Annotated in this window: 12 protein-coding genes; 2 read left to right on the plus strand and 10 right to left on the minus strand. The window is 67.5% G+C overall.

Annotated elements, in window-relative coordinates:
• Positions 1-100: 100 nt before the first annotated feature.
• A complete protein-coding gene (locus ACFULV_RS31885; protein WP_378663320.1) occupies positions 101-808 on the minus strand; it encodes a nitroreductase in 708 nt (235 codons plus the stop codon).
• A 29-nt stretch (positions 809-837) separates the two neighbouring features.
• Positions 838-2,010 (minus strand): CaiB/BaiF CoA transferase family protein, encoded by a 1,173-nt coding sequence (locus ACFULV_RS31890; protein WP_378663210.1) that lies wholly within the window; start codon positions 2,008-2,010, stop codon positions 838-840.
• Positions 2,011-2,293: 283 nt separating this feature from the next.
• Between ACFULV_RS31890 and ACFULV_RS31895 the strand changes: the two genes are divergently transcribed.
• Positions 2,294-3,775, plus strand: coding sequence for an aldehyde dehydrogenase (locus ACFULV_RS31895; RefSeq protein ID WP_378663213.1), 1,482 nt, complete (start codon positions 2,294-2,296; stop codon positions 3,773-3,775).
• Positions 3,776-3,801: 26 nt separating this feature from the next.
• Positions 3,802-5,196, plus strand: a complete 1,395-nt coding sequence (locus ACFULV_RS31900) for an MmgE/PrpD family protein (RefSeq protein WP_378663215.1) — start codon at positions 3,802-3,804, stop codon at positions 5,194-5,196.
• Positions 5,197-5,263: 67 nt separating this feature from the next.
• Here ACFULV_RS31900 and ACFULV_RS31905 read toward each other — a convergent pair whose 3' ends face one another.
• From ACFULV_RS31905 to ACFULV_RS31940, 8 genes are all read right to left on the minus strand, one after another.
• Complete coding sequence (locus ACFULV_RS31905) at positions 5,264-5,482, minus strand: hypothetical protein (RefSeq protein ID WP_378628134.1); 219 nt, start codon at positions 5,480-5,482, stop codon at positions 5,264-5,266.
• 105 nt (positions 5,483-5,587) lie between these two features.
• Positions 5,588-6,805, minus strand: a complete 1,218-nt coding sequence (locus ACFULV_RS31910; protein ID WP_378663218.1) for an acetyl-CoA C-acetyltransferase — start codon at positions 6,803-6,805, stop codon at positions 5,588-5,590.
• A gap of 13 nt (positions 6,806-6,818) precedes the next feature.
• A complete protein-coding gene (locus tag ACFULV_RS31915; RefSeq protein ID WP_378628131.1) occupies positions 6,819-7,967 on the minus strand; it encodes an acyl-CoA dehydrogenase family protein in 1,149 nt (382 codons plus the stop codon).
• 36 nt (positions 7,968-8,003) lie between these two features.
• The gene (locus ACFULV_RS31920) at positions 8,004-8,660 is read right to left on the minus strand and encodes a GntR family transcriptional regulator (protein ID WP_378663221.1); all 657 of its coding nucleotides are present in this window, start codon (positions 8,658-8,660) and stop codon (positions 8,004-8,006) included.
• Positions 8,660-9,832: a CaiB/BaiF CoA transferase family protein gene (locus ACFULV_RS31925; protein WP_378663223.1), complete on the minus strand. Its 1,173-nt coding sequence runs from the start codon at positions 9,830-9,832 to the stop codon at positions 8,660-8,662. Before ACFULV_RS31925 ends, ACFULV_RS31920 begins: the two co-directional genes overlap by 1 nt.
• Positions 9,829-10,635, minus strand: a complete 807-nt coding sequence (locus ACFULV_RS31930; protein ID WP_378628123.1) for an enoyl-CoA hydratase/isomerase family protein — start codon at positions 10,633-10,635, stop codon at positions 9,829-9,831. The genes ACFULV_RS31925 and ACFULV_RS31930 overlap by 4 nt, the downstream gene beginning before the upstream one ends.
• Positions 10,632-11,789 (minus strand): CaiB/BaiF CoA transferase family protein, encoded by a 1,158-nt coding sequence (locus ACFULV_RS31935; protein ID WP_378663225.1) that lies wholly within the window; start codon positions 11,787-11,789, stop codon positions 10,632-10,634. The genes ACFULV_RS31930 and ACFULV_RS31935 overlap by 4 nt, the downstream gene beginning before the upstream one ends.
• A gap of 13 nt (positions 11,790-11,802) precedes the next feature.
• Positions 11,803-12,972 (minus strand): acyl-CoA dehydrogenase family protein, encoded by a 1,170-nt coding sequence (locus ACFULV_RS31940; RefSeq protein WP_378663228.1) that lies wholly within the window; start codon positions 12,970-12,972, stop codon positions 11,803-11,805.
• Position 12,973 lies beyond the last annotated feature (1 nt).

Below are 12,973 nucleotides of genomic sequence, written 5' to 3' on the forward strand. Positions count from 1 at the left end.
GGTCGGTTGCGCGGTACTTCGTTGTACCGACGCAACCGACCCGGCCACTGTCTTTCGATACCGACCGAGTTCGCCTCGACCTCGACGCGAACCGGACGGACTACTCGCTACGCCAGGTCACGACCTCGTTCAGTGGCGCCCGCGCGGTGCGGTAGCTGTTGGCGGGATGGTCGACGGCGGCGTAGCCGAAAGAGATGCCCGCCAGCACCTTTCGATCCTCGGGAATGTCGAAGTAGTCCCGGATGAAGGCCGAGCGGCCTGCCAGCGCGGCCTGCGGAATCGTGGCGATTCCCAAGCTCGTCGCGGCGAGCAGGAAGGTGCCGATGTAGAGGCCGCTGTCCACGGCGCCGTACACACCCTGCTCCGCCGCGGTGGTGACGATCGCGACGTGCGGTGCGCCGAACAGCCGGAAGTTCTCGAAAGCCTGCCGCGCCGACGCCGCACGATCACCGCGTTCGACACCCACGGCCTCGCACAGTTGCCAACCGGTCGTGCTGCGGCGCTCGCGATACACGCCGCGATACTCCGCGGGCGGGGCGAAGTCGAATTCCTCTCCGAGCTCACCGCCCTTCCCCGCGGCGTAGTCGGCCAGCCCAGCCCGGAACCGCTCGGTGCCCTCCCCTGTCGTAACGATCACCTGCCACGGCTGGGTGTTGCACCAGGACGCGGACCGCTGCGAAAGGCTGAGTAGTCGCTCGATCGTCGGCCGTGGCACTTCACGCGATTCGAAGGCCCGGCAGCTCCACCTGCTCGACAACAGCTCGGCCACCACAGCCGATCTGTCCGCTATCGGAACAGGTTGCGCCACAGTGCTCGTCGTGGTCGCGCGCGCCACGGTCAGTCCTCCACCGAGATCACGCCCGCGGCCAGGAGTTCGTCGATCTGCTCCGCGGAGTAGATCTCACTCGCGACGGAGCGTGTGTCGGCGCCGACGCGCGGCGCCGCGCCCGGACGGTCCGGCCGCTCACCTTCGAAGCGCCACGGCGGTCGCACGAGCGCGAGCCCGTCGTCCTGCGGCTCGATCATGCGCAGCCAGTCGACCTGTTCGTGTTCGACGTAGCCGGTCATCGACAACACCGGCGCGAACGGCACATCCTCGGCGGTCAGGACCTTCTCCCACTCGTCGAATGTGCGGCGCTCGAACTCGGCGGCGACGAGTGGCACCAGCTCGTGGTAGTTCGCCTCGCGCGGCCGGTACTCGGCGAAGCGCGGGTCCGCGGCGAGATCGGTGCGGTCCATCGCCCGGCACAACGCCTGCCAGAACTTCTGCGACGAGGACAGATGGACGGCCAAGAACTCCCCTGACGCGGTCCGCACACAAAAGTTCTGGGCCTGCGGATGCCTGCTCTGGCGGGTGGGATCGGCGCCGAGCTCGAATGCCTGGCTGATGCCGTCGGCCGCGAGCACGCTGACCGCCTCCATGATCGAGGTCTCCACGTGCTGCGACTGCCCCGTCCGCAATCGACCGACCAGTGCGGCGAGCACACCCGCCGCAGTGCTCAGCCCGGTGACCAGGTCGGCGCTCAGACCGCCGGTCAGCTGGGGGTGACCCTCGTCGCCGAAGAGCGAGTAGAGGCCGCCGAACGCCTGTCCGATGGTGTCGTAGGCGGGACGGTTCGCCAGCGGTCCACCGTTGCCGAAGCCGGTCACCGAGCCGTAGACGATGTCGGGTCGCAGCGCGCGACAATCCTCGGGCCCCAGCCCCATCGCCGCGACCTTGCCCGGACGGAGGTTCTCGAGCACGACGTCGAAGTGCGGCACCAATGCCTTCACCAGCGCGATGCCCTCGGGGGTCTTCAGGTCGACGGCGAGACTGCGCTTGCCGGTGTTGTACTGCCGGAAGTACGGGCTGGCATCGTTTTGATGGCGCCGGAAGTCCTCGCCGACCACCGGGCGCTCTACCTTCACCACTTCGGCGCCGAGCGCGCACAACATCGACGTGGCGTACGGGAGCGCGATGTAGCCCCCGATCTCCAGGATCCGGATACCGTCGAGCGGCCTGTGCTGCATAGCCTGTCTCCCTTTTCTCACTGGCTCATATTATATATTATCTCCACGCAGTGGTGCCACCGGTCACATTCCAGCGGGATCGGTGGGCATGCGTGAGCCAGGTAACCGACATGATAGGCATAGTGGCGGCGGACACAGAAACTTCCGCCGATGGCCTCGGTTATATCATATACTTTACATGAGCCGGATCACACGGCGCGGTCAGAATGCCTCCCACAAACGGTGCTGACCAGGCAATTCGCACCCCGGCATACGATCGCCGACGAAGACGATAGGTCGACCAATGAGTGTTCAGACAGAGTTGTGGCAGGGACAGTTCGACAAGCTGTTCATCGGCGGCGAGTGGGTGAAGCCGTCGTCGGAGGCGACCTTCGAGGTCGTCTCCCCCGCCACCGAGGAGGTGCTGGCGCGAGTTGCCGAGGGCACCGAAGCCGATATCGACGCCGCCGTCGCCGCCGCGCGCACCGCGTTCGACTCCGGCCCGTGGCCCCGCATGGAACTCGCCGAACGGATCGCGGTGCTCACCCGGGTCAGTGAGGCGCTCGCCGCGCGCCAGGACGAGGTGGCCAGGCTGATCAGCGCCGAGATGGGTTGCCCGATCACGCTGTCGACCAGGATGCAGTCGATGGGTACCCGGATGCTGCTCGACGCGTTCCTCGAACTCGCGCCGCAGTACCAGTGGTCCGATATCCGCCGATCCGTGACCGGCAACGCACTGGTCACCCGCGAACCGGTCGGCGTCGTCGCGGCTGTGGTGCCGTGGAACGCACCGCTGCAGATCGCCATCATCAAGCTCGCGCCCGCACTGCTGGCCGGGTGCACCGCGATCCTGAAGCCGTCGCCCGAGACCGCGATGTCGGCCTACCTGCTCGCGGAGATCTTCGAGCAGGCCGGTCTGCCCGAGGGTGTGGTCAACGTGGTCGTCGCCGGCCGCGAGGTCAGTGAGCACCTGGTCCGCCATCGCGGCGTCGACAAGGTCTCGTTCACCGGGTCGACCGCCGCGGGCCGCCGGATCGCCGCCATCTGCGGCGAAGACCTGCGCCGCGTCACCCTGGAGCTCGGCGGCAAGTCCGCCGCGATCCTGCTCGACGACACCGCTCTCGACGTCGCGGTACCCATCATCCGGGCGCTGTCGCTGCGCAACACCGGGCAGGTCTGCAGCAATAAGACCCGCATCGTGGTCGCCCGTTCCCTGCGCGACGAACTCTACGACCGGCTGCGCGAGATGGTCGCCTCGATGCCGGTGGGCGATCCGTTCGATCCGGCGACCGAGATCGGCCCGCTGGTGAGTCGCGGCCAGCGTGAGCGCGTCGAGAGTTTCATCGCCGACGCACGGGCGGACGGCAACAAGGTGCTCGTCGGTGGCGGCAGGCCCGAGGACCTCGACCGCGGCTGGTACGTGCAGCCCACGATCTTCGCCGACGTCGACCCCAACGCGAGAATCGCCCAGGAGGAGGTGTTCGGTCCGGTGCTGACCGTGCACACCTTCGACACCGAGGCCGAGGCGATCGAGATCGCCAACAACTCCGACTACGGCCTCAACGGCTCGGTCTTCGCCGCCGACCCCGCGCACGCGCTGGCCGTGGCCCGCCACATCCGCACCGGCACAGTCGAACTCAACGGCACTCCCGCCGGCTTCTTCGCTCCGCTAGGCGGCTTCAAGAACAGCGGCATCGGTCGTGAAGCGGGCCTCGAAGGCTTCGACGCCTATGTCGAGTCCAAGTCCTACGGCCTCCCGCAGTCACTGCTGGACACGCTGGCCTGACGTTCGCATACCCCGAAAGGTCTTTCATGCCTTCCCTACCCCCACTCGAGAACGCGGTCGCCCAGCTGGTCACCGGACTCGACTACGACTCGATCCCGGCCGACGCGCTCGCGGGCGCGCGCCGGCTGATGCAGGACCAGCTGGCGGTGCAGATCGGCTGTGCCTCGCTGCCGTGGAGCCGGGCCGTGCTCGAGCTGACCAAGGCCTCGCACGCGCCCGGTGCCGCTCACGTCACCGCGTCAAGTGACGAAATGAGCGCTGCCGACGCGGCTTTCGTCAACGCGACCTACGGGCACGGTTTCGAGTACGACGATGCTCATCGTTCCAGTTCCAGTCACCCTGGCAGCGCGGTGGTCTCGGCGGCCATCGCGGTCGGCGAGGAACTCGGGGCGTCGCTGGGCGAGGTCATCACCGGCATCGTGGCCGGCTACGAGGTCTACACCCGCATCGGCATCCTGGCCGCGCCGCAACTGCTCGAACGCGGTTTCCACCCACACGGTCTGCTGTCGGCCTTCGGCGCCGCGGCGGTGGTCGCGAAGATGCGCGGCTTCGACGTCGAACGCACCGCGCACGCGCTCTCGATCGCGATGAGCCACAGCTCGGGCACCACCGAATACACCTCCTCGGGCGGCTCGGTGAAGCGGCTGCACTCGGGTATCGGAACGCGCAACGGCATTCGCGCCGCGGAGATGGCCGCCGCGGGCATCACCGGCCCGACCACGTTCCTCTCCGGTGGCAAGGGTTTCTACCGCACCTTTGTCGGCAGGCCGGTCGCGGACGACGCGGCCGAGCTGTTCGCACCGGATGCTTCGTTCGAGATCACCCGCGTGTGGGTGAAGCCCTACTGCTGCTGCGGCATCAACCACGCCTACATCGACGGAGCCCAGCAGCTCACCGCCCGGGCGGCCGACGTCGAATCCGTGCGCCTGGGCATCCAGTCCGGCGGCGACGTGATCATCGGCAACCAGAACGCCAACGCCTACGCCCCCCAGATCATCGAGCACCTGCAGTACAGCCTGCCGTTCCAGTTCGCCCTGGCGATCCTGGGCCGCGGCAACGGTTTCCGCGCCCACCACGACTTCATGGCGGGCCGCCTCGATCTGAGTGAGGGCAGCGAGGTCGCCGCCATGGCGCGGCGGGTGAAGATCGAGGTCGATACCGAACTCGACGCCGAATATCCTGGCCGCTGGGTCGCCGACATCACCGTCGTCTACCACGACGGCACCACCGAACACATCTTCGTCGACAACCCGAGCGGCACCGCCGAAAACCCCATGACCCCCGCCGATCTGGACACCAAGTTCCGCGACCTGACCGTCGCCGACATGGGCGCCGACCGCAGCGAAGCCTTGCTCGCCGCGATCACCACCGGCGGCCCCACCACCCCGATCGCCGAGTTCGCCGCACTGCTGCGTCCCTGAAACGACCGAAGCCGGCTCGGACCTTATCGCCTCAGGGCGATTCAGGTTCGAGCCGGCTTCAGCTTTCTCAAGGCAGCAAATACAAGCGTTCGTTCGGCAGTCGGGGCAGGTCGGTGTAGTGCGCCGCCGCCACCGTGACATCGCAGAGGCGACGGCGGGCCACGTCTTGGACGAACACCATCGCTGCTGTCAGGCAGGCCACGAATTCCATACGCATGGTGGCGAATTGGACCATCAGGCGAATGTCGGGCTCTTCCGGACACGGTGATTGCTTGTCGTGCTTCATGGTGTGCTGACTTGCTTCATAGGATCACGTTCGACTTTCGAGTAAATGGCTGTGCCCCGGCGGGCCTGTTCGGTTCGCCGGGGCACAGTCGGTGCCTGACGGTGATCAGGCGGTCTCGAAGGTGGCGGCCATCCCTTGGCCACCACCGATGCACATGGTGGCCAGGCCACGGCCACCGCCACGACGACGCAGCTCGTGCAGCAAGGTAGTCACCATGCGCACGCCTGTGGCGCCGATCGGGTGGCCGAGGGAGATGCCAGAGCCGTTGACATTGAGGCGGTCGTGGTCGCGCCAGTTCCAGCCCTCGAGGACTGCGAGGACTTGCACGGCGAAGGCTTCGTTGACTTCGACCAGGTCCATCGAGTCCAGCAGCGACACCGTGTCGCTACCCTGGCGCGCGGCGAGTTTCGCGACGGCGGGTACCGGACCGATACCCATGCGCGAGGGCTCGCAGCCCGCGGCGGCCCAACCGGTGAGGTAGCCGATCGGCTCCAGGCCCAGGGCGTCGAGCTGGTCCTCGGCGACGACGAGAAGCCCCGCTGCCGCGTCGTTCTGCTGGCTCGAGTTGCCCGCGGTGACGGTGCCGCCGGGGGTGATCGTGCGCAGCTTCGCCAGCGTCTGTGCCGTGGAGTCCGGGCGGATGCCCTCGTCGGCGGCGAAGACGACCGGGTCGCCCTTGCGCTGCGGCACCGTCACCGGCACCACCTCGTCGGCGAAACGGCCCTCCGCCCACGCCGCGGCGGCACGCTGATGGCTACGGGCGGCGAAGGAGTCGGCCTCTTCGCGCATCAGACCGTAGTCCTGCGCGAGGTTCTCGGCGGTCTCGATCATCCCGGAGATCTTGCCGAACCTGGCCTCGGGCTGGGAGCGCTCGCGGCCGCGGTCGAGCCGGTCGAACAGCTGCACGGTGCCCGCGCGGGCACCCCAGCGGGTGCTGGTCGAGTAGTACTCGATGCGGCTCATCGATTCGACACCGCCGGCGAGTACGACGTCAGCTGCTCCGGTCTGCACCATCATCGCCGAGGTGGCCAGCGCCTGCAGGCCACCACCGCAGCGGCGGTCGAGCTGCATGCCGGGCACGGTGATCGGCAGTCCGGCGTGCAGGGCGAGCCAACGTCCGACGCAGGGCACCTCGGAGCTGGCGTAGGACTGGGCGAACACGACGTCGTCGATGCGTTCGGGATCGATACCCGAGCGCTCGACCACGGCTTTGACCACGGTGGCGCCCAGGTCTTCGACCGCGACGTCACGAAGTGAGCCGCCGAAGGTGCCGACGGGGGTACGGGTGGGGGCAACGATCGCGGCCCGGCGCAGAGTTGACATCTTCTGACTCCGATCAGATCGCGTTGCGCGCGATGAGCTGTGCGGCAATGACATTGCGCTGGATCTCGTTGGTGCCCTCACCGACGATCATCAGCGGCGCGTCGCGGAAGTATCGCTCCACGTCGTATTCCTTGGAGTAGCCGTAGCCGCCGTGCACGCGGATCGCGTCGAGTGCGATCTGCATCGCGGTCTCGGAGGCGAACAGCTTGGCCATGCCCGCTTCCATGTCGGCACGCTCCCCCGCGTCCAGCTTCTGGGCCGCGTCGAGGGTGAGCAGCCGCGCCGCGCGCTGCTTGGTCGCCATGTCCGCGAGGAGGTTTCCGACGGACTGGTGCTTCCAGATCGGCTTGCCGAAGGACTGGCGCTCCTGGGCGTAGCGCACCGCGGAGTCGAGCGCGGCCTGGCCGACACCCAAGGCACGCGAGGCCACCTGAATACGGCCGACCTCGAGGCCGCGCATCATGTGACTCCAGCCCAGGTTCGGCACGCCACCCAGGATGGCGTCGTCGCCGACCTTGCGGCCGTCGAACACCAGCTCGCAGGCTTCGACACCGCGGTAGCCCAGCTTGGGCAGCTTCTTGGAGATGATCATCCCGTCACCGGGCTCCACCAGGATCACGCTCATGCCCTTGTGGGCGGGCTTGGCGTCGCGATCGGTGATGCACAGCAGGCCGATCAGACCGGAGTGGGCGGCGTTGGAGATCCAGGTCTTGGAACCCGAGATGGACCACTGGTCGCCGTCGCGCACCGCGGTGGTGCGCATGGCTTGCAGGTCACTGCCGCCCGCGGGCTCGGTGAGTGCCATCGTCGCGCGGATGGCGCCCTCGGCCATCTTCGGCAGGTACTTCGACTTCTGCTCGTCGGTGCCGAAGGTCTTGATCAGGTAGCTGATCACCGAGTGGCCGCCGATGGCGCCCGCCAGGCTCATCCAGCCGCGCGCCAGTTCCTCGGTGACGCCGGCGAAACAGGCGGTGCTCACGTCGACACCGCCGTATTCGGCGGGCACGAGCAGTCCGAAGAAGCCGAGCTTCTTCATCTCCTCGATGAACTCCTCGGGATAGATGTCGTCCTCTTCGAACTCGCGCACGCGGTTGCGGACCCGCTGATCGACGAAGTCGGCGACCAGATCGACCATCTGCTGCTCATCGGCTGTGAGGCTCATGCCTACCCTTTCCTAGTTCACGCATAAAATATTATATTAGGCCCAGAATTGGCGGGCTTCGAGCATCTCGACCGCGCGGTCGCCGCCGTGCCGGAAGTGCTTCTCGGTCGTGGTGCGGGCGGTGTCCGCGTCGCGTGCCCGCAGCGCGGTCAGGATCTCGCGGTGGTCGCGGTCGGCCGTCTCGGGCCAGTCGTCGTGGGCTTCGTAGAAGCCGTGTGGTCCCGCGCTGCCCAGTACTTTGAGCTCGGTGAGCAGGCGGCGGGATCCGCTGGCGCGGTTGATCATTCGATGGAACTCGAAGTTGAGGGTTTCGCGGTCCCGGCTCGACGATGTTTCCATCCGATTCAGGATCGCCTCGAGCGCGTCCAGTGACACATCGGAGATCCTGGCTGCCGCACGTGCGGCAGCCAGACCCGATACCACGCCGAGCAGCCAGTAGTGATCGCGAACATCGTCACGCGTCATCGGGGCCACGAACGCGCCACGGCGCGGCGGCATGTCGACGATGCTCTCCAGCTCGAGCGCGATCAGCGCCTCGCGCACGGGTAGCTTGCTGATGCCCAGGAATTCGGCGATCTCGTCCTGATCGATCTTGTCACCCGGACGGAGCTCACCCGCGAAGATCCGGCGCCGGATCTCCTGCACCGCAGCCGCTTTCAGGCTCGGTGGTTGCGCGACGCGTGGCAGATCCATCAGGTCTTCCCCGACTCCACCGTCGGCGCGAACTCGGCGCGAATCGCGTCGGTGTGGGCACCGAGAGCAGGCACCGACCCGTTCACCACCGGCCAGTCACGTGCGGTACCCGGCGGCAGCAGGGCGGGCACAGGGCCGGACGGAGTGCCGATCTCGCGCCAACGGTCACGCTCGCGCAGTTGCGGATGCTCGGCGAGTTCGCGCACACCGTTGAGTCGCGCGTTCCCGATCCCAGCCTTGTCGGCACTGTCCTGGATCTCGACCAATGTCTTGGTGGCACACCACTGTTGGACGATCGCATCGACCTCGCCACGGCGGGCGACGCGATCGTCGTTGTGCAGATAGCGCGGATCATCGGCCAGCTCAGGGCGACCCATGAGGTCGGTCATCCGCCGCCACTCACGGTCGCTGGTAGTTCCGAGTACCGCCGTCTGCCCGTCCGAAGTCGGGTAGGCGCCATACGGGGCGATCATCGGCGAGCCCATTCCCACCGGCACCGGTTCGGTATCGGCGTGCAGGACCTGATTGAGAGCGAATCCCATCATCTCCGACACCACATCGAGCATCGCCACGGGCACGACCGCACCGTGTCCGGTGCGCTCGCGGTCGTAGAGCGCGGCCAGGATCGCCGAATACGAGTACAGCGCGGTGCCGATATCAGCGACCGGGATACCGGGCTTGGCGGGGTTGCCGGGTGTGCCGGTGATACTGCACGAGCCCGCTTCGGCCTGGATCAGCAGGTCGTAGGCGCGCTTGTGGTCGAGTGGTCCGCCGCGACCGTAGCCGGAGATGTCGACGATGATCAGCCGGGGAAAGCGGCGTGCGAGTTCGTCGACGCCGAGGCCGAGCCGGTCCAGTGCGCCGGGTCCGAGATTGCTCACCAGCACGTCGGCCCCGGCCAGCATGGCTTCGAGGACCGCGAGGTCATCGGCCGCGCGCAGGTCCAGTGCCGCCGATTCCTTGCCGTGGTTGAGCCAGGTGAAGTGCGCCGACAGGCCACCGACCACGGTGTCGTAGTGACGGGTCGAATCGCCGTAGCCGGGCTGCTCGACCTTGATCACGCGGGCGCCGAGGTCGGCGAGATGGCGGGTGCACAGCGGGGCGGCGATGGCCTGTTCCAGACCGATCACCGTGACACCGGCCAGCGGGCCGTGCGCGCGTGCGGTGCTCATGAGAACTTGGGCTCCCGCTTCTCCCGGTAGGAGCCGACGCCCTCGGCGACATCGGGGCCGCCGAAGTGGTAGAACTCCAGGCCCAGCGATGCGTCGAAGATCGGCATGGCCTGCCGGTACCAGCCGTTGAGCGCCATCTTGGTGCCCTGGATACCGGCCCGCGAACCGGCGGCCAGCTTCTGCGCGATCTCCATGGCCCGGTCCTGGACCTGGTCGTCGTCGACACACAGCGACACCATGCCGATACGCTCGGCTTCCTCGCCGGTGAGTACCTCGTTGGTGAGCAGGTGGTACTTGGCCTTGGCCATCGAGGTGAGCAACGGCCAGCAGATCGCCGCGTGATCGCCCGCCGCCACGCCGAGGCGCACGTGCCCGTCGACGATCTTGGCGCGGCGACCCGCCACCGAGATGTCGGCCAGCAGCGCTGCCACCAGGCCCGCACCGGCGGCCGGCCCGTTGATCGCGGAGATGATCGGCTGGGGTACTTCGATGATGTTGCGCACCAGGTCCCGCGCCTCGCGCATGACCCGTGTCCGCGAGCTGTAGTCACCGATCATGTCCTCGACGAGGTCGAAGCTGCCACCGGCGGAGAAGGCCCGCTCCCCCGCGCCGCGGATGATCACCGCGCGCACGGATTCGTCGAGTGCGATCACCGGCCAGACGTCGGCAAGGTGCCGGTGCGCCTCGGCGCCAACCGAATTCAGATTCGGCCCGTCGAGGACGATACGCAGCACGCCCTCCGAGGGCCGATCGATCGTCAACGACGAGAAGTCCTCGTAGCCGGGCACGTATTGTCCTTTCATTCGCTGATCGACACCGCAGCGGCGCCGGTAGAAGTCGCGGTGGTCGACCACCGCGTGAGAACGTCATCGAGTTCGCCCAGCCCCACGGGCGGTGTCGACGGCGCCCGAGCGGGGGTCCGGCCGAACCGGGGGGCGGGCGCCGGATGCAGGACACCCGAAACCCGTTCGAACACACCGCGTTCGACATTGTGCGGATCCTGCGCCGCTTCGTCGAAGGTGAGCACCGGCGATACGCAGGCATCGGTTCCCTGATAGATCTGCTGCCATTCGTCGCGGGTGCGCCCGGCCACCGCCTCGGCGATGAGTTCGCGCAGCCGTGGCCACTCGTCGCGATCGTCCTGCCCGGGCCAGTCGCTGGTGTCGACACCGAGCTTGGTGAGGAACTCGCGATAGAAGTCGGGTTCGAGGGCGCCCACGGCCAGGTACCGACCGTCCGCGCACCGGTAGGTGTCGTAGAACGGTGCGCCCGAATCCAGGAAATTGGTACCCGGCTCGTCGGAGTACAGCCCGGCGGCACGGAGCCCCTGCAACTTCGCGGTCAGCACCGCGACGCCATCGACCATCGCGGCGTCGATCACCTGACCGCGCCCGGTGCGCGCGGCTTCCACCAGTGCGCAGGCGATGCCGAACGCGCCGATCGCACCGCCGCCCGCGTAATCGCCGAGCAGATTGATCGGCGGTCTCGGCGCGCCGCCCTCGGACGCGAGTGCGTGCAGGGCGCCGGACTGGGCGACATAGTTGATGTCGTGTCCGGCGTCCTGCGCACGGGGACCGGTTTGGCCGTAACCGGTGAGCCGGACGTAGACCAGACGGGGGTTGCGCGCGGTGGCCTCCTCGGGGCCCAGACCCAGCCGTTCGGTGACACCGGGGCGATAGCCCTCGATGAACACATCGGCCGAATCAGCCAGGCGCAGAACAGCTTCGCGCCCGGCCGGGTCCTTCAGATCCACCGCTATCGACCCGACACCGCGATTGACCACATCGGTCTCCTCGGTCAGGCCGACAGTTTGGCTCAGCTCGCGCGCCGAGCGGTGCGGCGGGCGCACCACCCGGACGACGTCGGCGCCCATGTCCGCCAGCAACATCGACACGTAGGGCACCGGCCCCATGCCTGCCAGCACGACAACACGCACACCCGTCAACGGTCCCGTCATCGGTTCTTCCCTCCTAGTAGGAACGCGGTAGGCCGAGCACCTGCTGGGAGATGTAGTTGCGCACCATCTCCTGGGAGAACGGCGCATTACGCAGCAGACGCACCTCCCGCCACAGCCGCTCGATGTGGTACTCCTTCGCGTAGGCGTACCCGCCGAGCGTGGAGAACGCGCGGTCACACGCCTCGAAGCCGGCTTCGGCGCCGAGGTACTTGGCCGCGGCCGCCTCGGGACCGCACGGCAGACCCGCGTCGAACAGGTCCGCCGCCCGCATGATCATGCCTTCAGCGGCTTCCAGACGGATCCAGGAATCGGCCAACGGGTGTGCCACAGCCTGGTTCTGGCCGATCGGGCGATCGAAGACGACACGGTTCTTGGCGTATTCGGCGCCGATCTCGAGCGCGGCGCGGCCGAGACCCACACCTTCCATGCCGACCACGATGCGTTCGGGGTTCAGGCCGTCGAGCAGGTAGTAGAAGCCCTTGTCGACCTCGCCGACGAGGCGATCGTCGGCCACCTCGAGGTTGTCGATGAACAGCTCGTTGGTGTCGATCGCGGCGCGGCCGAGCTTGTCGATCTCGCGGACGGTGATCTTGGAGCGATCCATGTCGGCCAGGAACAGCGACATGCCCCACAGCGGCTTGTCGTCGCGACGCGGCGAGGTGCGGGCCAGCAGCAGGATCTTGTGCGCGTTCTGGGCATTGGTGATGAACACCTTCTGCCCGTTGATCACCCAACCGCCGTCGACCTTGGTGGCCTTGGTCTTGATCCGCGAAGTGTCAACGCCCGCGGTGGGTTCGGTGACGCCGAAGGCCATCAGCAGATCGCCGGAGGCGAGCTGGGGCAGGAACTCGCGCTTCATCGCCTCCGAGCCGTACTTCACGATCGGCGCGGGCGGGAACGCGTAGAAGTGGATCGCCGAGCCACCGCTCATGCCGGCGCCGGAGGCCGAGATCTCGCCCAGCATGACCGCGGTCTCTTTCAGGCCGAGCCCGATGCCGCCGTACTCCTCGGGGATCATCGCGCCGAGCCAACCGCCCGCGGCGAAGGCTTTCACGAAGTCCCAGGGGTATTCGTGCTTGTTGTCCTTGTCGAGCCAGTAGTTGTTGTCGAACTTGCGCGCGAGCTCGCGCGTCGCCTGACGGACGACCTCGACGTTGTCGTCGGTGTCGGTAGCGGCAGTCATT

The organism is Nocardia sp. NPDC057272, assembly GCF_042668615.1.
Taxonomy (GTDB): Bacteria; Actinomycetota; Actinomycetes; order Mycobacteriales; family Mycobacteriaceae; genus Nocardia.